19 protein-coding genes are annotated in these 22340 nt (G+C 72.8%); 2 read left to right on the plus strand and 17 right to left on the minus strand.

What is annotated here, in order from left to right; translation table 11 throughout:
- Positions 1 to 12 precede the first annotated feature (12 nt).
- From ACWGR4_RS18300 to dnaK, 8 genes are all read right to left on the minus strand, one after another.
- The gene (locus ACWGR4_RS18300) at positions 13 to 924 is read right to left on the minus strand and encodes a Pvc16 family protein (RefSeq protein WP_452129181.1); all 912 of its coding nucleotides are present in this window, start codon (positions 922 to 924) and stop codon (positions 13 to 15) included.
- Entirely contained in the window at positions 921 to 3449 is a 2529-nt protein-coding gene (locus ACWGR4_RS18305; protein WP_452129180.1) for an eCIS core domain-containing protein, read from the minus strand. The genes ACWGR4_RS18300 and ACWGR4_RS18305 overlap by 4 nt, the downstream gene beginning before the upstream one ends.
- Positions 3449 to 5485: an AAA family ATPase gene (locus ACWGR4_RS18310; protein ID WP_452129179.1), complete on the minus strand. Its 2037-nt coding sequence runs from the start codon at positions 5483 to 5485 to the stop codon at positions 3449 to 3451. Before ACWGR4_RS18310 ends, ACWGR4_RS18305 begins: the two co-directional genes overlap by 1 nt.
- A gap of 169 nt (positions 5486 to 5654) precedes the next feature.
- Positions 5655 to 6464 carry a LuxR C-terminal-related transcriptional regulator gene (locus tag ACWGR4_RS18315; RefSeq protein ID WP_452129178.1) on the minus strand — a complete coding sequence of 270 codons (810 nt, stop codon included), beginning with the start codon at positions 6462 to 6464 and terminating at the stop codon, positions 5655 to 5657.
- 428 nt (positions 6465 to 6892) lie between these two features.
- Positions 6893 to 7159, minus strand: a complete 267-nt coding sequence (locus ACWGR4_RS18320) for a DUF1876 domain-containing protein (protein WP_380002618.1) — start codon at positions 7157 to 7159, stop codon at positions 6893 to 6895.
- 154 nt (positions 7160 to 7313) lie between these two features.
- A complete protein-coding gene (locus ACWGR4_RS18325) occupies positions 7314 to 7610 on the minus strand; it encodes an acylphosphatase (protein ID WP_452129177.1) in 297 nt (98 codons plus the stop codon).
- On the minus strand, positions 7607 to 8134 hold the full coding sequence (grpE, locus tag ACWGR4_RS18330) for a nucleotide exchange factor GrpE (protein ID WP_452129176.1): 528 nt from the start codon (positions 8132 to 8134) through the stop codon (positions 7607 to 7609). The genes ACWGR4_RS18325 and grpE overlap by 4 nt, the downstream gene beginning before the upstream one ends.
- Complete coding sequence (dnaK, locus tag ACWGR4_RS18335; RefSeq protein WP_380002621.1) at positions 8131 to 10005, minus strand: molecular chaperone DnaK; 1875 nt, start codon at positions 10003 to 10005, stop codon at positions 8131 to 8133. Before dnaK ends, grpE begins: the two co-directional genes overlap by 4 nt.
- A gap of 325 nt (positions 10006 to 10330) precedes the next feature.
- Here dnaK and ACWGR4_RS18340 point away from each other — a divergent pair, with 325 nt between their 5' ends.
- Together ACWGR4_RS18340 and ACWGR4_RS18345 are read left to right on the plus strand one after the other, a co-directional pair.
- The gene (locus ACWGR4_RS18340) at positions 10331 to 11104 is read left to right on the plus strand and encodes an HNH endonuclease (protein ID WP_452129175.1); all 774 of its coding nucleotides are present in this window, start codon (positions 10331 to 10333) and stop codon (positions 11102 to 11104) included.
- Positions 11105 to 11344: 240 nt separating this feature from the next.
- Positions 11345 to 12172, plus strand: a complete 828-nt coding sequence (locus ACWGR4_RS18345; RefSeq protein ID WP_380002622.1) for an inositol monophosphatase family protein — start codon at positions 11345 to 11347, stop codon at positions 12170 to 12172.
- Positions 12173 to 12252: 80 nt separating this feature from the next.
- On the opposite strand, the gene iolD is transcribed toward ACWGR4_RS18345, so the two are convergent.
- From iolD to ACWGR4_RS18390, 9 genes are all read right to left on the minus strand, one after another.
- Positions 12253 to 14139, minus strand: a complete 1887-nt coding sequence (gene iolD, locus ACWGR4_RS18350) for a 3D-(3,5/4)-trihydroxycyclohexane-1,2-dione acylhydrolase (decyclizing) (RefSeq protein ID WP_452129174.1) — start codon at positions 14137 to 14139, stop codon at positions 12253 to 12255.
- Between the two features lie 14 nt (positions 14140 to 14153).
- Positions 14154 to 15056: a 5-deoxy-glucuronate isomerase gene (gene iolB, locus ACWGR4_RS18355; RefSeq protein WP_380002624.1), complete on the minus strand. Its 903-nt coding sequence runs from the start codon at positions 15054 to 15056 to the stop codon at positions 14154 to 14156.
- Entirely contained in the window at positions 15053 to 15970 is a 918-nt protein-coding gene (locus ACWGR4_RS18360) for a Cgl0159 family (beta/alpha)8-fold protein (protein ID WP_452129173.1), read from the minus strand. The genes iolB and ACWGR4_RS18360 overlap by 4 nt, the downstream gene beginning before the upstream one ends.
- On the minus strand, positions 15967 to 17004 hold the full coding sequence (gene iolC, locus ACWGR4_RS18365; RefSeq protein WP_380002626.1) for a 5-dehydro-2-deoxygluconokinase: 1038 nt from the start codon (positions 17002 to 17004) through the stop codon (positions 15967 to 15969). Before iolC ends, ACWGR4_RS18360 begins: the two co-directional genes overlap by 4 nt.
- A 55-nt stretch (positions 17005 to 17059) precedes the next feature.
- Entirely contained in the window at positions 17060 to 17935 is an 876-nt protein-coding gene (locus ACWGR4_RS18370; protein WP_452129172.1) for an ATP-binding cassette domain-containing protein, read from the minus strand.
- The gene (locus ACWGR4_RS18375) at positions 17932 to 19050 is read right to left on the minus strand and encodes an ABC transporter permease (RefSeq protein WP_452129171.1); all 1119 of its coding nucleotides are present in this window, start codon (positions 19048 to 19050) and stop codon (positions 17932 to 17934) included. The genes ACWGR4_RS18370 and ACWGR4_RS18375 overlap by 4 nt, the downstream gene beginning before the upstream one ends.
- Positions 19047 to 20042 (minus strand): sugar ABC transporter substrate-binding protein, encoded by a 996-nt coding sequence (locus ACWGR4_RS18380; protein ID WP_452129170.1) that lies wholly within the window; start codon positions 20040 to 20042, stop codon positions 19047 to 19049. The genes ACWGR4_RS18375 and ACWGR4_RS18380 overlap by 4 nt, the downstream gene beginning before the upstream one ends.
- Positions 20043 to 20234: 192 nt before the next feature.
- On the minus strand, positions 20235 to 21122 hold the full coding sequence (locus ACWGR4_RS18385; protein ID WP_452129169.1) for a TIM barrel protein: 888 nt from the start codon (positions 21120 to 21122) through the stop codon (positions 20235 to 20237).
- Positions 21119 to 22297, minus strand: coding sequence for a Gfo/Idh/MocA family protein (locus ACWGR4_RS18390; protein ID WP_452134218.1), 1179 nt, complete (start codon positions 22295 to 22297; stop codon positions 21119 to 21121). The genes ACWGR4_RS18385 and ACWGR4_RS18390 overlap by 4 nt, the downstream gene beginning before the upstream one ends.
- Between the last annotated feature and the right edge of the window lie 43 nt (positions 22298 to 22340).

The raw sequence follows: 22340 nt of genomic DNA on the forward strand, positions 1-22340 counted from the left end.
GTGATCGGGTGATCAGGTGAAGCGCAGTTCGATCAGCGCGTCGGGGGAACCGGGGACCTGGACGGGGGTGGGCGCCGGCGGCGGCAGTCCGGCGGCGGTGACCAGCGCGGTGTACGCACCCGGCCGCACGTCGACCACCACGAAGCGTCCGTCGGCGCCGCTGCGGGCGCGCATCGCCTCGCCGCCCGCCGCGTCGAGCAGCACCACGCGGGCGTCGGCCACCGGCACCGGCGGCACACCGGGGCCGGCGGTGGCGTCGAGCACCAGACCGCCCACGTCGGCCAGTTGTTCGGCGGGCCCGTCGGGCGGTGTGCCCGCGTACGAGGTGAGCACGGTGTGCACCACGCCGTCGATGTGCCGATCCGCCTCCGGGACCGGCATCGTGACGATCAGGTACACGGCGGGGCGCCACGAGGTGGCCCGGCCGACCGTGCCCCAGAACTCGGCAAGCTTGCCGAACCCTTCCGGCGGCACCACCTCGACGGGCAGTTCCGCCTCGCGCAACACCTCGGGCACCCCGGCCAGTCGGTCGGGTGTCAGTACGGCGGAGGCGACCAGCGGGTCGGCGTGCAGGAGCACGGCCAGGACCGCGCCGAGCACCATGTGCTCCTGCTCGGTCGCGGGCATCTGCGGGCTGTCCTTGGCCGCGTTCCACGCGGTGATCAGGTAGTGGCAGCGGATCCGCGCCGGCTCGGGCCGCTCCACGGTGACCGTGCCGGTGGTGATCCGCTGCCGGATGTTCTGCCGCATGTGCCGGTCCTCGCGCAGATCGACCAGCGCACAGTTGACCCACACGCCCGGGCTCGTGCCCACCCGCTGCCGCCAGTCGTCGTCGGGCGGCTGGAACCCGATCCGGGCACCGGTCAGGCCGGGCACGCCGGCGATCAGCGTCTCGCGGATGATCAGGTCGAGGATGTCGATCATCGCGCACCGCCGGAGCCGATCGGAAACCAGATGCCTTCGGGTGGCCCGCCGGGCCACCAGTAGTTGATCCGCCCGCCGCTGCGCAGGGCCGCCTCCTGCATCGCGGCGCGGCAGGAACCGCACGGGTCGTACTGACCGGTGATATACATTCGCTGACCGGCCGTCAGGGGGACCCGCGCCACCGCCTTGGCCTCGGTGTGGCTGTCCTGGTTGGCCCGGTTCAGGCCGCGGGCCGCACGCTGTTCGGGGGTGACGCCGCCGCTGCGCAGGGACTCGTTGTGCACGACACGCCCGTCGGGGTCGAGCACGCGGACCGTGGCCTCGTGAGGCGGGCGAAAGTCGCTCGCGTCGATCCTGGCGAGTTCGTCCTTCTGCTGTTGCACCCGGCGGCGGTCCCGGACCTGCGCGGCCACCGGATCGTCGCTCAACGCCCCGAGCACGTGGTCCGGTTGGCCCTCGTACAGCTCGCGCAGGCGGTCGACGGCGGACGGGTCCTTCCGCGCCTCCGCCCGCAGCGCCTTGGCCCGGGCGCGAACGTCCTTGACCAGCTGCCGCCTGTCCTGCCGCGTCGGCTGGACCGGGGTGGCCTCGGTCCGTCCGACCTGGCCGGGAATACTGCCGGCGACGGGCTTGCCGGTGGTCTTCCGCTCGGCCGCGGTCTTCTTGGGGGTCGCCTTCCGCGCGGCGGCCTTCTTCCCGGCCGGCTTCGGTGTGGGCGCCTTTTGTGCGGGGGCCTTCCGGCCGGGAGTCCGGGCCGCCGGGGCCTTTTTCGCGGCCTTCGCACCTGCCTCCTTCGCGGCGCTCTTCGGGGCGCTCGTCCTCGCCTCGGCGGGTGCGGCCGTACCGGGCGCCGGCTCGATCGGAGCCGGCCCGGTGGTCGACGGGGCGGGCTTCGGGTCCGCAGACGCGGTCTTGGGCCTGCTTGGCGACTTCCTGCCGGGCCCCTTGGCACCGGCGGACCCGCCGGCCGATTTCCCACCGGACTTCACGGCCGGCTTCGGCGTCGCCGCCGGCGCGGCGTCGGCGGGTGGCGCGGGTGTCGCCGGGCCGGCCGTGGTCGGCGCGATCGGCGCCGTTCCCGCACCGGCGTGCGCGGGCGCCGGCGGCGGTCCCGCGGCATGCGCGTCGGCGGCCGACTGCGGCAGCTTCACGGGCGGCCCGGCATGCTCTTGGCCGCCGGTGCCCTCCGTACCGCCCGTGCCGCCGCCCGGTGCCTTCGAGCGTCGGTAGCCGGCGGCGTGCAGCAGGATCTGGTGCATCACCGCGATCAGCGCCCGCACCACCTCCTTGAGGTCCTGTTCGACCACCGCGTCGCGATCCGGGCCGTGCGCGCCCTTCCAATCCACCCACAACTTCCGCACGGCCGGAGCGGTCGACAACGTGGCCGGCGCCGCGTCGAGCATCAGCGCCGCCAGCCGCTTGCCCGCCGACGACGCGGCCAGCCCGGCCACGTTGAGCACGGCGCCGACGACTTGGAGCCAGAACCGCGAATCGGACGGCCAGCCCTGCGGATTGGCGTTGATCGCGTTCAGGATCGCCTCGACCGAACTCGCCACGCCCAGCACCTTGAGCGCGAGGAGCACCTCCTCTCCTCCGGTGTAGGCGAGGATGGTCTTCACCCCGAGTTGCACGGCGATCTGGGTCAGCTCGCGGTCGCTGAACAGGCTGCCGTCGTCGGGCGCGTGGCCGCCGCTGACCCGGTCGTAGTACGCCTCGGTCAGGTTGCCCGCCTTCGTAACCCCCGGCGAAAGCGCGGGTACACCGGTGTACGGGTCGACCAGTTCCGCGGTTTTGGCCCGGTCGCGCACGGCGTCCAGGACGAATCCGCCGGAGGTTCCCTCGTACCACGCCTGGACCAGCTTCGTCTGGTCGCCCGACAGGCCGAGCAGCGAGGCCGCCTTGCGCACGCCGAGGCGGCCCGCGTCATGTGCTCCGTAGCCGAGGCCGATCAGGGTGTCCACGGCGCCGGTGACCTCCAGGGCGATGCCCTCGGTGGCGCCCAGCGCGACCATCGCCGCGGCGCGATTCTCCCGCAGTTCGGCGCGTTCGGCCTCCTCTTCCGCCCCGTTCTTCGGCGCCCGGGAGACACCCGGCGCGGTGCCGCCCGCAACCGGGGCGGACAGGCCGGCGGCGGCTCGGGCGCCCGCCGTGTGCGCGGCGCCTTCGGCGGCGGTACCCGACGGGTGCACGCCCTGCGGGCCCGGCCGCGGGCCGCCGCGGCGCTGCTGCACGACGTGCGCGAGTTCGTGGCCGATCAGCGCCCGGCCTGCGGTCGAGTGCGGGTCGTAGCGTCCGGGGCCGAACACGACGTGCCGACCGACGGCGTACGCCTTCGCGTCGAGCCGGTCGGCCGACGCCGCCGCGTCGGCGTCGGTGTGCACGACCACGTCGGCCAGGGACGTGCCGAACGAGCGCTCCATCGAGCCGCGCAGCGCCGCGTCCAGCGGCCGGGCCCGTTCGGCCCGCGCCTCCAACTCGGCCGGCAGGTGCGCGGCGGTGTGCCCCGCCTTCGTCGGCGCCGCCATCACCGCACCCCGATCGTGGCGGGGGCCTGCGGGGACGGGCCGATCTTGTCGTATTCGCGCTCCATGGCCCGGAGCACCGCCGCCCGGTCCACCGCGCGCCCCTCGGCGGCGGCCAGGTGCGCTGCCGCGACCGCGACGTTGTGGATGTGGCCGCCGGAGAGCGGGTAGTGCTCGGCCAGTTCGCCCAGATCGACGTCCACGTCCCGGGGCAGCGCCGCCGGCCAGGCGCCCTGCCAGATCCGCCGCCGCTCGGCGGCCTGCGGGAACGGGAAGTGCACGCAGTAGGTCAGCCGCCGGATGAAGGCGTCGTCCATGTGGTGCAGGAGGTTGGTGGCCAGCACCGCGAGCCCGTCGTGGTCCTCCAACCGCTGGAGCAGATAGGCCACTTCGAGGTTGGCGTAGCGGTCGCGCGCGTCGTGCACCTCGCTGCGCTTGCCGAACAGCGCCTCGCACTCGTCGAACAGCAGCACGGCGTCGGTGCGCGCGGCGGCGGTGAACACGGCGTCCAGGTTCTGTTCGGTCTCGCCGATGTACTTGGACACCACCGACGCCAGGTCCACGCGGTAGAGCGGCAGCCCGAGCCGGCCCGCGACCAGGCGCGCGGCGAACGTCTTGCCGGTGCCGCTGGGTCCGGCGAACAGCACCGACACGCCGCGGCCCAGACCCGGCCGGTCGGCGAAGCCGGATGCGTCGAGCACCGTGCGATGGGCGCTCAGGTGGGCGCACACGTCACGCAGCCGCTCCCCGACGTCGTCGGGGACGATCAGCGCGGACCAGTCGTCGGAGGTGCCCAACCGGGTGGCGAGTCGGCCCAGTTCGCCGCCGGTGACCCGGGCGGCGACGTCGACGACCTCGGCCGCGGTGGTGCGCAGCGGCGTGCCGGGCTCGGCCCGACCGCGAGCCCGGGCGGCGACCGCGTCCAGGGTGTGCCGCAACTCCGGCCCGGCGAGGTGGGTCCAGCCGGCCGGCGGGTCGGCGCCCGGCGTGCTCGCGACCTCGACGCCGTGTGCGGCCAGGGCGGTGGCCAGGCCGCCGGGCACGCCCACCGCACGGCGAACCGACAGCGCGGCCACCCGCTCGGCCGGCACGTCGGGACCGGTGGGCGCGAGGGTGTCGGGGCCGCCGACCACGACGGCGTGGGTGAACCGCTCCCACACCGCGTCGGGCGGGCCGCCGGCGTGCGTGTCCACCACGAGTACGGCCTCGCGCAGCAGTGCCTCGGCGGCCAGTCCGGGCAGCAGGGCCGGATCGGCGAGCGCTTCGGGCCGCGCGGTCAGCACCTGCCGGCCGGCCCGCGCCACGCTCCACCACGCGACGTCCAGGCAGGTCGCGGCGGGCGCGCCGGACAGGTGGGTGAGCGAGGGCGCGTCGCCGACGAGCCGGGCGACCAGCGCGGCGGCGGCGATCGGGTCGGGCGCGTCGACCGGCGCGTAGGTGTCCAGCGTCGCGAACGGGGCGAGTGCGTCGTCGAGTCGGCCGATCGCGAACAACCGGCGCAGCAGCACCGCCGAGGGCCGTACGGCGCCCGCGTAGGAGGGTCCGGAACGCCCGCCGACCGGCTCCACCAGCCCGCACCGGAGCAGCGGACCGGCGGCGGACAGCCGTACCGCGACCGCCGCCCGGTCCTCCCCGGTCTCGCAGCACAGCCGGGCGAGCAGGTCGAGCGTCGGGTACGGCTGCCCGGAGTCGCGTTGCAGCCAGGCGATCGCCCGGCCGTACGCCGGGTCGAGTTCGGGCGCGAGGATCAGCGCGAGCGCGGCGAGGTCGAACGGGTCGAAGCCGCGCCGGGCCAGCGGCAGCGCCAGGTGGGCGGGCAGCGGCGGCCCGGTGATCAGCACCGGCGCGGGCCTCGGCCCACCCGCCAGCGCCGCGCGCACCTCGCCGTGGGAGGGGTACAGGCGTTCCAGCGAACTCTCGGCCGATTCGGGCCCGTTGGCCTGCACCGCCCGGGCCAGCACGTCCGCGATCCACCGCTCCAGGTCGGAGAGGTCGGGGACCACGGGTGCGCTCGAAGCGATCGAGCCGGCAACGGCCATGTCGTGATCGTTGATCATCGGCCCGAAGCGCGTCATCCACCCGCCGGTTCGATCTTTGCCGAGCGCGGGAGTAGACCTCGACCGTCGGTCGGCTCCGCCCGCCTCCACCTCGGATGGAGCGCGTCGTCCACCCGATCGGGTGGGCTCGTCGCGCCCCCCGAAGGCCCGGCTATCCGGTCGTGGGTCCGCCACCGGTGTGTTGTTCGTGGTCCGGTGCCCGCCGGGTACGCGGCGCGCGGGAGCCCCACACGGGTGGCGGCACGGCGCGCGGTGCGCCGAGCGCTCGATCCGGTGCGCCGTCGGCGTCCACCCGGGCGCGGCCGAGGGGTTCGCCGGCGGGTGTCGCCCGCAGCAGGCCGGCTGCGGCCTCGCGGTGCGGGACGCGCAACTTCCGCAGTACGGCGTGCACATGGGTCTTGACCGTGGACAGGCCGATGGACAGGCCCCGGGCGATCTCGTGGTTGGTCCTGCCCTCGGCGATCAGGAACAGGATCTCCCGTTCGCGCGCGGTCAGCGTCTCGGGCAGCGCCGACACGGTGCGCTGCGCGGCGACGGTCGGGGACTGTACGCGTTGCAGCAGCAGAGCGGCGATCCGAGGACTGCACGAGGCCTCGCCGCGCACGACGCCGATGATCGCGGCGGTGGTCTGCGGGAGCGAGTATTCGCGGCCGATGAACCCGGCCACACCCGCCTCGGCGGCGGTGATCACGTCGTCGCGGGACTCGTCCACGCCCAACGCGATCAGCCGGGTCTGCGGCGTCCCGCGTCGGATCGCGCGGATCGCGGGAATGCTGTCCGGCGTGCTCAGGTCCAGCAGGAGTACGGAGGGGCGCAGCCGTCGTGCGCCGGCGACCGCCTCCGAGGCGGAGCCGCCCGACCCGACCAGCCGCAACGCGGGTTCGTCGGCGAGCGCCCGCACGGTGGCGTCGCGATAGATCCGGACCGGGGTGATCACGAGTACCTCGATCGCCACACTCATCGGCTCTGCTCTACCCCCCGCCGTCGCGGCCCACGACAATCAACACGCGAGCACGCAAGGTAATCAATCGATTACACCAAGAGATTCGCGTAATGGATACCCCACCAAATCCTCCGGAACACACCCGACAACCGGCCACCGCCGGTCATCCACCCGCCATCCCGGTCGGGCGGGCGAGCCGGCGTCGAAAGAGTCCTGGACGCACGGAACACACACGGGAGCCACCCGGAATCGGACCTCGTCCCGGCCTGGCGGACGAGTCGATGTCGACCGACGGCTCCCACCCCCCGGCGCCCGGCGCCCGGCCCGCGAACCGCCCACCACCCCCATCCGCCCGCCGTCCCGGCCCGAGCGCGCGGGTACGTGCCGACCGGCGGCGAACCGCCGGTCGGCACCGGCCCCGTCGAGCGCGGTCGGCCCCGCACTGCTCAGGCGAGCGAGTGAACCGGCCGATTCGTCGACGACTCGATCTCGCCCGCCGCCTTGTCCAGCAGCTGCCGGGTCAGGTCGGTCAACGCCCGCGCCGCGGCGATCTCTTCGCCGACCGCCGGCTGATCCGGGTCGTCCGGATACCGGCTGGCGTGCGCGTGCGAGCGCAGCTCCGTACCGTCGCGCAGGCGCAGCAGCGCCGCGGCCTCGGTCCGCTTGCCGTCCTCCTTGAACTCCATCTCTATGTGCCATCCCACGATCTGCATACCTGTCGCCTCCAAGCCCCCGACTCCGTCGGTCCACTCGGTTGCCGCCGCCGCTTTCACCCCCTCCCACCAGGATGGTTCAATCCGCCACGAATCGGTAGTTTTACCGCGATCGCTCACACAGCCGACCCACCCGCTCACGCGGGTGGCCCGTTCATCGTTGCCGCAGAGCCGGTGTCGGGCGGATCTCGAACCCGACCAGCCCCTCCTCCACCGGATCCTCGTCGTACACGTACACCCGGTCGACGATGGCCAACGACGGCCCGCGTCCCATCCACGCCGTCAGCCGCGCGACGTCGTCCGGCGTGCCCTCGAACACCGCCTCGACCGTGCCGTCCGGCAGATTCCGCACCCAGCCGGCGACACCGTGCCGCTCCGCGGTACCGCGGCAGGTGTCCCGGAAGTAGACGCCCTGCACGTCCCCCGACACGACCACCCGGCGGCGACTCATCGCGCACCCGCCGCCGGCGGCCCGGTCACCGTCACCCGGGCCGGGCGCAGCAGCCGCTCGCCCACCCGATACCCCCGCTCGTGCACGGTCGAGCAGATCGGCGGATCGACCCCGGCTGCCACCTGCAGCGCCAGCGCGTCGTGCACGTACGGGTCGAACACGTCGCCCACCGCCCCGAACGCCCGCAGCCCGAGCGCCGCGAGGGCGTCCTCCAACGCGTCGACGACACTCGCCACCCCCGGCGTCAGATCACCGGCGGCCCGCGCCCGGTCGAAGCCGTCCACCACCGGGAGCAGCGGCGTGAGCACATTGGCCAGCGCCGCCTCCCGCACCGCCAGTCGGTCCCGCCGTACGTGCCGCCGATAGCCGTCGTAGTCCGCCCGGAGCCGGCACAATTCGTCCACCCGCTCGCTCACCTGCTCGCGCTGCGCCGCGATCTCGGCCAGCAGCGACGCCAGGACCGGCGACGGTGGCTGCCCGGCCGGAACCGGCAGCAGTCCCGGGCCGGGAGAGATCCGGTTCATGCGGTCCCACCTCCGCGTTTGTCGTCGTCGACGATCTCGGCGTCGACGACCTCGTCCTCGTCGGCGTCGGCCCCGGCCGCGGTGCCGCCCGCGGCGCCGGCCGCGCCTTCCGCGCCCGGCTGGGCGTTCGCGTACATCGCGGTGCCCAGCTTCTGGCTGACCGTGCTCACCCGTTCCGCCGCCTCGCGGATCGCGGCCGTGTCCTCGCCCGCGAGCGCCTCGCGGAGCGCGGTCAGCGCCGTCTCCACCTCGCCCTTGACGTCCGCCGGCACCTTGTCCCCGTTGTCCTTGAGGAACTTCTCGGTGCTGTACACCAGTTGCTCGGCCTGGTTGCGGGTCTCCGCGGTCTCCCGCCGCTGGTGGTCCTCCTCCGCGTGCGCCTCCGCCTCGCGCATCATCCGGTCGATGTCGTCCTTCGGCAGACTGGAGCCGCCGGTGATGGTCATCGACTGCTCCTTGCCCGTGCCCAGGTCCTTCGCGGACACGTGCACGATGCCGTTCGCGTCGATGTCGAACATCACCTCGATCTGCGGCAACCCGCGCGGGGCCGGCGGCAGACCGGTCAGCTCGAACATGCCCAGCCGCTTGTTGTACGCGGCGATCTCGCGCTCACCCTGGAACACCTGGATCTGCACCGACGGCTGATTGTCGTCCGCCGTGGTGAAGATCTCCGAACGCTTGGTCGGGATCGTGGTGTTGCGCTCGATCAGCTTGGTCATGATGCCGCCCTTGGTCTCGATACCGAGGGACAGCGGGGTGACGTCCAACAGCAGGACGTCCTTGACCTCACCCTTCAACACACCCGCCTGGAGCGCGGCGCCGACGGCCACGACCTCGTCCGGGTTGACGCCCTTGTTCGGCTCCTTGCCGCCGGTCAGCTCCCGGACCAGCTCCGTCACGGCCGGCATCCGGGTCGACCCGCCGACCAGGACCACCTGATCGACCTTCTCGACCGAGATCCCCGCGTCGTCGATCGCCGCGTGGAACGGGGCCCGGCAGCGCTGGAGCAGGTCCGCCGTGAGCTGCTGGAACTGGGCCCGGGTCAGCTTCTCGTCCAAGTGCAGCGGGCCCTCGGGCGACGCGGTGATGTAGGGCAGGTTGATCGACGTCTCGGTCGCGCTGGACAACTCGACCTTGGCCTTCTCCGCCGCCTCGCGCAGCCGCTGTACCGCCATCTTGTCCTTGGACAGGTCGATCCCGTGCGCGTTCTTGAACTGCTTGACCAGGTGATCCATCACCCGCTGGTCCCAGTCGTCGCCACCGAGATGCGTGTCGCCGTGCGTGGCCTTGACCTCCACGACCCCCTCGCCGATCTCCAGGAGCGACACGTCGAACGTGCCGCCGCCCAGGTCGAACACCAGGATCATCTGGTCGCGCACCTTGTCCAGCCCGTACGCCAGTGCCGCCGCCGTCGGCTCGTTCACGATCCGCAACACCTGGAGGCCCGCGATCTCCCCGGCCTCCTTGGTGGCCTGCCGCTGGGCGTCGTCGAAATACGCCGGCACGGTCACCACGGCGTCGGTGACCTTCTCGCCCAGATACGCCTCGGCGTCGCGCTTGAGCTTCTGCAACACCCGCGCGGAGATCTCCTGCGCGGTGTACCGCTTGCCGTCGATGTCGCCGGTCTCGGGAAAGTGCCAGGTGTTGTCACCCATGTGCCGCTTGACCGACCGCGCGGTGCGCTCGACGTTGGTCACCGCCTGGCGTTTGGCCACCTCACCGACCAGGACCTCGCCGTTCTTCGCGAAGGCGACCACCGACGGCGTCGTCCGAGCCCCTTCCGCGTTGGCGATGACGGTGGGCTCACCGGCCTCCAGAACCGCGACCACCGAGTTCGTCGTACCGAGGTCGATACCAACAGGACGTGCCATGAGGGGGCTCCTCGACTCTCACGCGCTCCGACGCCCCACCCACCCCAGGCCCATCCGCCGAACGCTCGCACCTTCCGGCCGCACGGATACCACTACCCCCTCATCATGACCCACCACCCCCACCTCAACCCACCGCACGGATTGTCGGCCCGCTTTCGTACGCTCGACCGATGACGTCGACGCTGCTCGACCAATTACGGACCATGCGGACGCACCACATGGCGGCACGCCCACCCGACACAAGCCCATCGCGATCCTGTGGGCCATCGGGCGCGAGCCGACCCCCGAGGACCGGCTGATCCCGTGGCCGGTCTTCCGGGACGGGGTGCGTCCGCTGCTGAAACGCTTCGGGCACACGCCCAACCAGATCACCCCGGAATACCCGTTCTGGTATCTCGCCGGCGAGTTCTGGCAGGTCACCGGCCGCACCGCGGACAACAGGCGGTTCCCCGGGATCCGCGTGCCGGAGGCGACCGGCGCCGTCGCGGGCTTCACCCCGCCGGCGGTCGCCGAACTCGCCGACCGGGCCCGCCGCGCCGAGATCGTCGCGCACCTGCTCGACACCTGGTTCCCCGACGTCGACCACGAGCAGCTTTTGGCCGCCGTCGACATCGGGGAGGGTGACGACCCGCCGCCGCCCGCGGACGGCATCCCGAATCCCACGCCCGACCGGACCGACGACACACCTCCCGCCCGGATCGTCCGGACCACGAGCGGATACGACCGTGATTCGCGAGTCGTGCAGATGCTCAAGGCGATGTACGACGACGAATGCCAGATCTGCTCGACCACCGTGCGCGGCCGGGCCGGCACGCGCAGCAGCGACGGGGCACACGTGCGCCCGCTCGGGGAGGGCGGGCCGGACAACCTGACGAACCTGCTGTGCCTGTGCCCCAACCATCACCGCCGACTCGACCGACAGGGCATCCACATCGGCGCGGGCGGCGTCGTCTACGTCACCGACACGTTCGAGGTCGAGGGCACCCTGACGTTCCGTTCCGACCATCGCCTGAATCCCGCGCACATCCGCCACCACCGGATCGCCTGCGGGGTCGCCCCCGAGCCGGACGAGCAACCGCCCGCAGCCGCCGGGGACTGAGTCCGCCGGTCCGTGGGTCCGCCGACGCGGCCGTGCCGCGGTTGTGGCGCGGGCCAACTTGGTGGTGGTGGGGGGTGGGGGTCGACATAATGCTGGGGCAAGGAGTTGCAGGGCGGCGAGTCGGTGTCGGGGCGGTCTTCGCGTGGGGCGAGGGGCGTGGGTCGGGCGTGGGGGCCGGTGGGTGCTCCGTGGTCGATCGGGCATCGGTTTCATCGAGCGCCGTAGGCAAGGAGCGTCACCGTGGTCTTCCCCCTCCCCCGTACGCTTGCGGCGCTGCGCGTCGCCCGAGAGGCCGCCCAGGTCATCCGCCGGGCCGGGCGACCACGGCGGATCCGGCTCAAGTCGTCGTCCGCCGACCTGGTCACCGCGACCGATCTGCGCGTGGAGAAACTGGTTCGGGCGTGGCTGGGCAGCCACTATCCGCAGGACGCGGTGGTCGGCGAAGAGGGCGGCGGGCTGGCCGAGTTGGACCTCGGTCGCCCGACCTGGTTCGTCGATCCGCTCGACGGCACCACCAATTTTGCGCACGGACTGCCGCACTACGCCTGCGCGATCGCGTTCTGGGACGGCGAACGACTCGCCCTGGGTGTGGTCGCGGACGCGACGCGGCGCCGGACGTACTGGGCCGAGGCCGGGCGCGGGGCGTACGAGGGCCGCAAACGCCTGCACGTCTCGGACACCCGCACCCTGGGCCGCAGCGTGATCGCCACCGGCTTCCCGCCGTCCCGGGCGACCGACCCGGACAACAACCTGGCCGAGTTCCTGTCGGTGGTCAACGACACCCGTGACGTGCGGCGGTTGGGCTGCGCCGGCATCGATCTGTCCTGGGTGGCCGCGAGCCGGCTCGACGCCTATTGGGAACAGCGCTGCGGTCCGTGGGACTGGGCGTCCGGCGCGATCCTGGTCCGCGAGGCGGGCGGTCGGGCCACCACCTTCGAGGGCGACGACTGGAAGCCCGGCGACGGGGAGTTGGTCGCCTCCAACGGCGCAATCCACGACCGTCTGCTCCGCTCGTTCGCCGAGGCGCGAGCGGGCGCGGGCCTGCCGGCACGCCCGATCGCGGCCTGATCGCGAGCTGATCACGGCCTGTTCGCGCGAACGTGGGCTCGGGTGGAACGATCCACCCGAGCCCGGCGGCGCGGGCCCGGTCAGCCCCGGGCCGTACGTTCCGCTCTCGCCTCGTCCATCCGGTGTCGGGCCGCCGTCACTTCCGGGCGGGCGGAGAGTTCGGGGACGCCGACCTCCCACCACGCGCCGGATTCGGTCCAGTGGTTCGGGCTGGTGCGCACCACCACCACGGCCGGCCGCCGCGACGCCCGCGCCGCCGTGTACGCCTTCTCCAGGTCGGCCACCGTGTCGGCGGTGAACACCTCCGCGCCCAACGCGGCGGCGTGCGCGGCGAAGTCGACCCGGTGGTCGGCCGCGGCGCCCGGTCCCCGGCAGTCGGTGATCATGTTGTTGAACGGCGCCGCGCCCTGCCCCTCCTGCAACCGCGCGATCACCGCAAAGCCGCCGTTGTCGCAGACCACCGCGACGAACCGGTGCCCGGACAACACCGCCGAGTACACCTCGGAGTTGAGCATCAGATACGACCCGTCGCCCAGGAGCGTGGTGACCACCCCCTCGGGCCGCGCCATCGCCGCGCCCCACGCGCCCGCGATCTCGTAGCCCATGCAGGAGAACCCGTACTCGACGTCCATCGTCGGCGCCCCGACCGCGCCCATCGACCGCCAGCCGCCCACCAGTTCGCCGGGCAGCCCGCCGCTGGCGGTGAGTACGTAGTCCTGCGGTCCGGCCAACCGGTTGACCACGCCCACGACCTGAGCGTAGGTCGGCGGCGACGCCGGATCGCCCGGCGCGCGCAGTGCGTCGATCACGTCGTCCCAGGCCCGGCGTTCGCCCGCGGCGCGCGCGGTCCAGGCCGGATCCGGGCGCCAATCGCCCAGCAGCGGGGCCAGTTCGCGCAGCGCCTCCCGCGCGTCCCCCGTCACCGGCGCCGCGCCGCGCTTGACCGCGTCGAACCGGGCCGCGTTGATCGACACCAGGCGCGCGTCGGCGGCGAAGACCGTCCAGGACGCGGTGGTGAAGTCCTGGAGGCGGGTGCCCACGGCCAGGATCAGATCCGCGTCCGCCGCGAGCGCGTTCGCCGACGCGGATCCGGTGACGCCCAACGGCCCGGCGTGCAGCGGGTGTTCGTGCGGCAGCAGGGTACGCCCCGCGACCGTCTCGGCGAACGGGACACCGTACGCCTCGGCGAGTGCCAGCACCTCCGCCGCCGCGTCCGCGTACCGCACTCCGCCGCCCACCACCAGCAACGGCCGCGAGGCTGCCCGCACCAGCGCCGCCGCGTCCGCCAGTTCGCCCAGATCCGGACGCGGGCGAACCGGCCGATGCAGCCGGGGCGCGAACATCGCGACCGGGAAGTCGTACGCCTGCCCCTGCACATCCTGCGGCAGCGCCAACGTGACCGGCCCGCAGTCGGCGGGGTCCGTGAGCACCCGGGCCACCTGCGGCAGCGTGGCGATCAGCTGCTCCGGCCGGGTAATCCGGTCCCAGTAGCGACTCACCGAGCGGAACGCGTCGTTGACCGTGCCGCTCGGGTCGTGGAAGTGCTCGACCTGTTGCAGCACGGGATCGGGCGCCCGGCTCGCAAAGGTGTCCCCGACCAGGAGCAGCAGCGGCAGCCGATTGGCGTGCGCCACGCCCGCCGCGGTGACCATGTTCAGCGCGCCGGGCCCGATCGAGGACGTGGCCACCATCACCTGGCGGCGCTGCGTCGCCCGCGCGTAGCCGACCGCCGCGAGCGCCATGCCCTGTTCGTTCTGGCCGCGCCACACCGGCAGTTGCCCACCGGCCTCGTGCAGCGCGTCGCCCAGCCCGAGCACGTTGCCGTGGCCGAAGATGGCGAACACACCCGGGAAGAGCGGCACTCGGCGGCCATCCACGAGTTCGCTCTCTTGGGCGATCAGCCAGCGCACGAGGGCCTGGGCGGTGGTCAGCCGCACGGTGGCACCGGACGTCGGGATCGCAGTCATCGGAGTCATGGAGGTCATCGGCTTCCTCCGTCGGGGACGGGCGGCGAGGTGAGCGGGCAGCGCGGGTCGACCGGCTGTCCGGCCCAACTGTCCCGTACCCAGTGGTGGGCGGGATCGTCGCAGGCGAGCATCGCGCGTTCGGCGGCGGGTCCGGCCATCACGTTCAGGTAGTAGAGGTGGTGTCCGGGAGTGGCCACGCACGGGCCGTGGTAGCCGCGCGGAACCAGGAAGGCGTCCCCGTCGCGCACCGTCACGGTCTCGTCGATCGAGCCGTCGGCGGTGTACGTGCGGTGCAGCCCGAAGCCCTCCCGGTCGGGGGTGCGCCCGTCCCGGCCGGCCACCCGGAAGAAGTAGATCTCCTCGTTGACGACCTCGTGCGCGCTCGCCTCGTCGTGCTTGTGCGGCGGGAACGACGACCAGTTGCCGTCCGGGGTCAGGATCTCGCAGACCACCAGCTTGTCCGCGTCGAACGCGTCGGGCGTCAGCAGGTTGTTCGCCTGCCGGGTCGCCCGACCCGCGCCGCGCACCTCGACCGGCACGCCGGCGGCCGGCCCGTACGCGGGATCCAGCCGTCGGGTCGCCCGCGCCGAGGCCAACGCCACCTCGCACCCGTGCGTCGCGCTCAGCCGCAGTTCCGCGTCACGCGGGACGTACGCGAAGTCCGGCACCGCGGTGAACACCGTCTCGCGCCCGACCAGTTCGAACCGGCGGCCCTCGGTCTCCACGGTCAGCCCACCGGCCAGCGGGATCACCGCCACCTCGTGGTCGCCGGTGTCCAGCACCCGCCGGCCCCCCGGCGGCAGGTGGATCACCCGCAGTCCGCTGTAGCGCCAGCCGGCCAGTTCGGGCGTGATCAGCAGCGGGTCGTCGGCCCCGCCCGCCGTGCCCCAGGGGTGGAACAGTCGCGGGTCGCTCACACGATCACCTCCGCCGCACGCGGGTTGGCCGCGCGCAGGATCCGCGCGGCGGCGTCCACCGCGCCGCGCACGTCCCCGTCGGCCGGATACAGCAGCGCCCGGCCCACCACCAGGCCGCGCACCGCAGGCTGCGCGAGCGCCCGGCCCCACGAGGACAGGTCGGCCCCCGGATCGGCCGACGGCACACCGCCCAGCACCACGGTCGGCAGGGTCGTGGCGCCGGCCACCTTGTCCGGCTCATCGGTCGCGGGCAGCTTCAGCCAGGTGTAGGCCGAGGTCGTCCCCAGCGCGGAGGCGACCGTCACGGCCCGCACGTTGGCCCCGGTCGACCGATCCAGAACCAGCCGCCCGGACGTGTCGCGCCGATAGGGCAGCGGTTCGATCATCGCCCGGATCCCCCGGTCGGCCAGCTCGCTCACCGCCCGCGCGCAACCCTCCAGGGTGGGTATCGTGCCGGCGTCGGCGTCCACGATGCGCAACAACATCTTGCCGCCGTCGAGCCGGTAGCGGTCGATGGCCTCGGCGTCGTACCCGGTGAACCGGTCGTCGATCTCCCAGGACGCGCCGGCCAGGCCGCCCCGGTTCATCGACCCGATCACCACCTTGTCCTCGAGGACACCCAGGAGCAGCAGCTCCTCGATCACATCGGGTGTGCCCAACACCCCGTCCACGTCCGGGTGTTCCAGGGCGGTGACCAATCGGTCGAGGAGGTCGCGCCGGTCGGCCATGGCGAGCGCGTCGCCGCCCACCCCCAGCGAGCCGCGGCCGGGGTGGTCGGCGGCGACCAGGAAGAGGGTGCCGTGCGGGGAGAGCAGGCTCGGTCGGCGACGGCGCTCGTCGTACGCGGCGAGCACCGCGTCGGGCCGATTCGCCCGGGTCGCGAGCAGGGTGTTCCAGTCGTGGTCGCTGATCACGTTCGGGTCTCCAACATCGGGTGGTTCACGATCGGGTGGTTCACATTCGTCGCGTGTGCGCTCAGCAGTTCCGCTATCTCCCCCGGCGTCGGCATCGCGTCCGCACACGCGAGCCGTCCCGCCACCAGCGCCCCGGCGGCGTTGGCGAATTCGGCGATCCGTACCGGATCCCACCCGGACAGCAGGCCGTGCACGAGCGCGCCCCCGAACGCGTCGCCCGCGCCGAGCCCGCACACCACCTCGACCCGGCGCGGCGCCACCGTGTGGCTGCCCTCGGCGGTGGCCACCAGGACACCCTCGGCGCCCTTCTTGACCAGGGCCAGCCGCACCCCCCGAGCCAGCAACCGCCGCGCGGCCTCGTCCGGATCGGCCGTGCCGACCGCGATCTCCACCTCGGCCCGGTTGCCCACCACCACGGTGGCCTCGTCCACGAGCGCGCCGATGTGCCGCGAGGCGGTGTCCCGGTCCGGCCAGAACATCGGCCGATAGTCGAGGTCGAGCACGGTGTGCTCGCGCCGACCGCGCGCGGCCAGCATCCGCAGATGCGTGCCGCGCGAGGTCTCGACACTGGCGCCGGTCCCGGTCACCCACAACACCGGGACCCGACGGACCAGATCCCACGGCACGTCCGCGTCGGTGAGCGTGAGATCGGGCGCGGTCGGCAGTCGGTAGAACAGCAGCGGCGGATCCTCCGGCGGGTCGAGCGCGCAGAACACCACGGGAGTCAACAGCCGTTCGTGCGTGGACACCCAGGCGGGATCGACCCCGAACCCGGTCAGCGCATCTCGGACGAAGGTGCCGAACGGATCCGTGCCGACCTTGGTCAACACCGCCGATCGACGGCCGAGCCGCGCCGCGGCGACCGCCACGTTGGTAGCGGTGCCGCCCAGGAACCGGGCGAAGCTCTCGACCCGGTCGAGCGAGACGCCGCTCTGCTGCGGGTACAGGTCCACTCCGACCCGTCCGACGGTCAGCACCTCGGGCTCGGTGTCGAAAGGCTCGTCGCGCTCCGGCTCCGCCGTGGGCCCGGTCATGCCCGCACCCCCGTCGTGGCCTCCCGCGCCGCCGTCATGCCTTCCGGCGCGCCCGTCATGTCTTGGCCCCCGAATGCAACTCGTGGGCCAGTGCTTCCAGTTCGGCGCCGCCGGCCATCTGCCGGGTGAGTTCGGCCAGGGTGATCTCGTCCTTCGTGTAACTGCCCTGGCTGCGCCCGCGGTTGAGCAGGAGGAACCGGTCCCCGACCGGATGCGCGTGGTGCGGGTTGTGCGTGATGAACACGACGCCCAGACCCCGATCGCGCGCCCGGGCGATGTACCGCAGCACCGTTCCGGCCTGCTTGACGCCCAGCGCGGCGGTGGGCTCGTCCAGGATCAGCACCTTGGCGCCGAAGTGCACGGCCCGGGCGATCGCCACGCACTGCCGTTCGCCGCCGGAGAGCGTACCCACCGGCTGCTCCACGTCCCGCAGGTCGATGCCCATGTCGAGCAGCGCCCGACGCGCGCCGGCACGCGCCTGCGCGATGTCGAGCCGGGCGAACGGCCCGCGCCCCTTGCGGGGTTCGGAGCCGAGGAAGAAATTGCGCCACACGCTCATCAGCGGCACCACGGCCAGGTCCTGGTAGACCGTGGCGATCCCCCGGTCCAGCGCCTGGCGGGGCGAGTGGAAGTGCACCGGCGCACCCTCGACGAGGTATTCGCCGCTGTCGTTGGCGTGCACGCCGGCCAGGATCTTGATGAACGTCGACTTGCCCGCGCCGTTGTCCCCCAGGACACACGTGACTTCGCCGGCGTCGACCGAGGTGGACACGTCGTCGAGCGCGATCACATTGCCGAACCGCTTTCCCACACCGCGCAGTTCGAGCAGGTGCCCGGCCCCGGCGCCGGCTCGGGTGGCACCCGAACCGAGCGGGGCGGGGGCGTCCGGTGCGGCGCCGGTCGGCCGGGGTTCGGGAGTGGTGTTCGTCATCGGCGGGACCTTTCCGCGCGGCGCCGGAAGGAGTTGTTGACCAGCACGGCGGCAAGCAGCATCACCCCGAGGAAGAGCTGGAACCAGTCGCTGTTCCACTTCGCGTAGACGATGCCCTGGCGAGCCATGCCGAAGATGAGCGCACCCAGCGCGGCGCCGATCGCCGACCCGTAGCCGCCGGTGAGCAGACAGCCGCCGATCACCGCCGCGATGATGTACTGGAATTCGAGCCCGATGCCCTGATTGGCCTGGACCGAGGTGTAGCGCAGGATGTTGATCGAGCCGACCAGCCACCCGGCCGCGGCGGTGGTCATGAACAGCACGATCTTGGTCCGGTCCACCGGGACGCCGACGTTGCGCGCGCTCACCGGTGCGCCGCCGACGGCGTAGATCCAGTTGCCGAACCGGGTACGGGCCAGCACCCACGTGGCCAGCGCGGCCAACAGCAGCCACCACAACACGGAGACCTGGATCTCGGTGCCGGCCACGGCCATCGTCGAGGCGAAGAACCGCCCGGCCGACTCGTAGCCGTCGGTGGCCCGCATCCCGCTGACCTGGACGCTGTTCGTCACATGCCGGGTGACCCCGAGGTTGAGGCCCTGGAGGGCCAGGAACGTGCCGAGCGTGATGATGAAGCTGGGCAGTCCGGTACGCACCACCAACCAGCCGTTGAGCGCGCCGACGGCCAGGGCGAAGAGCAGGGACACCGCGAGCGCCGGCCAGACGGACCAGCCCGCGCGGGTGGCGAGCATGGCGGTGATCAGCGCGGTCGAGGCGGTCATCACCCCGGCGGACAGGTCGAATTCGCCGCCGATCATCAGCAGGGCCACGGCGACCGCCATGATGCCCAGGGTGGCCGAGTCGTCCAGCCAGGTCGCGGCACCTGCGGCGGTGAAGAACCCGTCGGCGACGACCGAGAAGAACACCATGACCAGCACGGCGCCGATCAGCGAGCCCAACTCCGGCCGCACGAGCAGTCGGTGGGCCAGGCTCACGGGCGACACCCGCTCGTCGCCGGCGCGCGCGGGCCCGGGCGCCTCGGTGCCGGCGCCGCCGGAGATCTGCACCGACGGCGCGGGGGTGGGCGCGGGCTTCGACGGTGGAGTCGTGGTCATCTCGTCCCCCGCTGCGCGTATCCGGCCACCGCGTCGACGTTGTTCTTGTCGACGAATCCGGGACCGGTCAGGACCGGCTTGCCGCCGCCGACGGTGTTGGCGTTGTCCCGATACAGCTTGATCATCGTCACCGGCAGGTAGCCCTGGAGGTATTGCTGCTGGTCCACCGCGAAGACGATCTTGCCGCCCTTGATCGCGGTGACCACGTCGGGGTTGAGGTCGAACGTGGCGATCTGCGCCTTGGAGTCGGCGTCGCCGACCGCGCCGACGGTGACTGCGGCGACCTGCGGATTGAGCGCGAGCACGGCGTCGATCGAGGAGTCGGACTGGAGCGCGCCGCGGATCCGGGCCTGCGTGTCGGTGGGGTTGCCGATGTCGACCTGGAGGGTCTGCGTCGCGCCGCCGAAGCCGGCCTTGGCGCCGTCGCATCTCTGGTTCAGGCCGATGTTGCCCGCCTCGTGGATGACGCACAACATCTTGGTCCGGCCCGCCTGCTTGAGCTTGGCGCCGGCTGCCTCGCCGGCGATCGACTCGTCCTGGCCGACGTGCGCGATCGCGCCGAACTCGGCGGACCTGCTCTGCCCCGAGTTGATGGTGATCACCGGGATACCCTTGGCGGTGGCCGCCTTGATCGAGTTGGCCAGCGCATCCGGGTTGGCCATCGAGACCACGATCCCGCCCACCCCCTGGGTGACCGCGTTGTCGATCAACCGGGCCTGGCCGGCCGGGTCGCCGTTGCCCTGGTATTGGACGTCGACACCCAGCTTCTTACCGGCGTCCTGCGCGCCGTTTTGTACGACGCTCCAGAACGCGTCACCGGCCGAGCCGTGGGTGATCACGGCCACCGTGTTGTTGCCCTTGGCCGCGACCGTCGGGGCGCTGTTCGCGGTGTTCTTGGCGTCCGGGTCCGAACCGGAGGGACTGCTGCAGGCGGCGAGGACGAGCGCGGACACGCCGAGGGCTGCGGCGAATCCGAGGGAACGTCGGGGCATCGAATACTCCTCGTCAGGACGTTCGGGAGGTTCGGGAGGTTCGGGGGAGGTGATGAGGGTGAGGGTTGGGCGCGGCTCGGGTGCGTGGGCGGCTGGGGGTGCGCGGCGTACCGGGCACCCGGCCCGGTAGGTGTGTCGTACCCCGACCGGGCGAGCGAATCCGCTCGCCGCGCCGCGCCCGACACCCACCGGTCAGTTGCCGCGCAGGTGGGCCAGCCCGCGCGCGGTGTCCCGGCGCGGCAGGTCCGCGTCCGCCGGGTCGTCGCCGAGGCGCATGTCCTGTTCGAGGACGTACCAGTTCCGATAGCCCGCCGCGCGCAGCGTCGCCACTATCTCGGCGACCGGGACGTCGCCCTCGCCGATCGGGCGGTATATGCCGCGTGCGACCGCCTCGGCGTAGGTCAGCGCGCCGGACCGCACCAGCGCGGCGGTGTCCGCGTGGACGTCCTTCAGGTGCACGTGCCCGATCCGGTCGGGGTGGCGGCGGACCAGGTCGAGCGGGTCGGTGCCGCCGATCAGCAGGTGGCCGGTGTCCAGGCACAGCGGCAGGCTGCTGTCCCGGAGGAATCGCTCGACCTCCGCCGCGTTCTCCACGTGGGTGCCCACGTGCGGGTGCAGCGTGGCGCGCAGGCCGAGGTCGGCCGCGATCCGGGCGATCTCCTCCGTGGTGGCGATCAGTTGCCCCCACTCCGCGTCGGACAACTCGGGTCGGGTGTCGTAGCCGTCCAGGCCGGTGGCGGCGGCCAGCACCAATACCTCGCCGCCGGCCGCGGCGATCAGTTCGGCGGTGTGCGCGGCGGCGGTCAGCGTCTGCGCCGGCCGGTGCGGGTCGTGCAGGACGAGGGCGGCGAAGGAGCCGACCAGGGTCAGGCCGTGGCCGGCCAACACGCCCTTGAGCGCGGCGGGGTCGTCCGGCAGGTAGCCGGGCGGGCCCAGTTCGGTGGCGGTCAGGCCGAGAGCGGCCATCTCGCCGAGCACGGTGTCCACCGGGAGCATCGGGCCCCAACCGGGCACCTCGCACACCCCCCACGTGATCGGCGCGCCCGCGAGCCGCAGATCGTCTCCCGCGGGGGCGCTCACGGCGCCACCTCGCCGAGCGCCGACACCGCCGGGTCGACGGCCGGCAGCTCCGGGACCACCGGGCGCCCCTCGCGCCGCGACCGCTCGCAGGCCTCGGCCAGGATCAGGCTGCCCAGCGAGTCGCGCACCGGCGACGGGTTGGCCATCCGCCCGGCGACCACCTCGACGAACACCCGCATCTCGTTGCCGTACGCCCGGGCGAAGCGCTCCGGGAAGCCCGGGTAGGCGTCCGGCCCGGCCTGCGGTCCGCCCTCCTCCAGCGAGGTCAGCGGGGTGCGCGGGTCCAGACCCACCGCGAGCGACTGGGCCGAGCCCAGTACCTCGATGCGGTGGTCGTATCCCGCCGGGTTGTGTCGCCCGCCGGTGAGCACCGCGTGCGCCCCTCCTGCGAAGCGCAGCATGACCACCGCGTTGTCCACGTCGTCGGCGTCCGCGAACGCCTGGTCGACCAGCACCGATCCGCCGGCGTACACCTCGACCACGGGTTCGCCGATCAGCCACGGCACCGCGTCCAGGTCGTGGATCAGCAGGTCGCGGAAGATCCCGCCGGACGCGGGCAGGTAGCCGAAGTCCGGCGGCGCGGCGTCCTGACCGACCGCGCGGACCAGGTAGGGCGTACCCACCTCACCCGCGTCCAGGCGCCGCTTCAGCTCGACCACGGCCGGGTCGAACCGGCGCTGGAAGCCGACCAGCACCGGCACCCCGCTCGCCTCCACCTCGGCGATCAGCGCGCGCATCGCCGGCACGTCCGAGGCGATCGGCTTCTCGCACAACGTCGGGACGCCGGCGGCGACGGTGCGGCGCACCATCTCCGGATGGGTGTCGGTGGGCGTGGCCACCACGACCCCGTCCACCTCGCGGAGCAGGGTGTCGAGGTCGGCGACCGCCTCGGCGCCGATCTCCCGGGCGAGGGCGTCCGCGCGCCCCGGTTGGGGATCGAACAGGACGAGCTTGTCGACCGTCTCCAGGTCGGTGAGGTTGCGCGCGTGCATCGCGCCGATCCGCCCCACGCCTGCGACTCCGATACGCATCAGATTCATTTCTCCAGTGGGCAGGTGGAACTTGGCAGCCGAGCCGATCGAGGAGCCTCCCCGGGTCCGCCCGACAAAGCACTCCGTGCGTTGGCGCGCTCCACTGTTTGGAGCGCTCCAATCCGAGAACGCCCCAAGACTGATACTCGCCGTCCGAGCATGTCAAGGGTCACCCGCCACGTTGGCC

The sequence above is a fragment of the Embleya sp. NPDC055664 genome, assembly GCF_053618075.1.

What these genes read in the sequence shown, in the direction of transcription:
- ACWGR4_RS18300 (WP_452129181.1), bottom strand. Translation starts at nt 924, where the DNA reads ATGATCGACATCCTCGACCTGATCATCCGCGAGACGCTGATCGCCGGC.
- ACWGR4_RS18305 (WP_452129180.1), bottom strand. Translation starts at nt 3,449, where the DNA reads ATGGCGGCGCCGACGAAGGCGGGGCACACCGCCGCGCACCTGCCGGCC.
- ACWGR4_RS18310 (WP_452129179.1), bottom strand. Translation starts at nt 5,485, where the DNA reads ATGGCCGTTGCCGGCTCGATCGCTTCGAGCGCACCCGTGGTCCCCGAC.
- ACWGR4_RS18315 (WP_452129178.1), bottom strand. Translation starts at nt 6,464, where the DNA reads ATGAGTGTGGCGATCGAGGTACTCGTGATCACCCCGGTCCGGATCTAT.
- ACWGR4_RS18320 (WP_380002618.1), bottom strand. Translation starts at nt 7,159, where the DNA reads ATGCAGATCGTGGGATGGCACATAGAGATGGAGTTCAAGGAGGACGGC.
- ACWGR4_RS18325 (WP_452129177.1), bottom strand. Translation starts at nt 7,610, where the DNA reads ATGAGTCGCCGCCGGGTGGTCGTGTCGGGGGACGTGCAGGGCGTCTAC.
- grpE (WP_452129176.1), bottom strand. Translation starts at nt 8,134, where the DNA reads ATGAACCGGATCTCTCCCGGCCCGGGACTGCTGCCGGTTCCGGCCGGG.
- dnaK (WP_380002621.1), bottom strand. Translation starts at nt 10,005, where the DNA reads ATGGCACGTCCTGTTGGTATCGACCTCGGTACGACGAACTCGGTGGTC.
- iolD (WP_452129174.1), bottom strand. Translation starts at nt 14,139, where the DNA reads ATGACTGCGATCCCGACGTCCGGTGCCACCGTGCGGCTGACCACCGCC.
- iolC (WP_380002626.1), bottom strand. Translation starts at nt 17,004, where the DNA reads ATGACCGGGCCCACGGCGGAGCCGGAGCGCGACGAGCCTTTCGACACC.
- ACWGR4_RS18370 (WP_452129172.1), bottom strand. Translation starts at nt 17,935, where the DNA reads ATGACGAACACCACTCCCGAACCCCGGCCGACCGGCGCCGCACCGGAC.
- ACWGR4_RS18375 (WP_452129171.1), bottom strand. Translation starts at nt 19,050, where the DNA reads ATGACCACGACTCCACCGTCGAAGCCCGCGCCCACCCCCGCGCCGTCG.
- ACWGR4_RS18380 (WP_452129170.1), bottom strand. Translation starts at nt 20,042, where the DNA reads ATGCCCCGACGTTCCCTCGGATTCGCCGCAGCCCTCGGCGTGTCCGCG.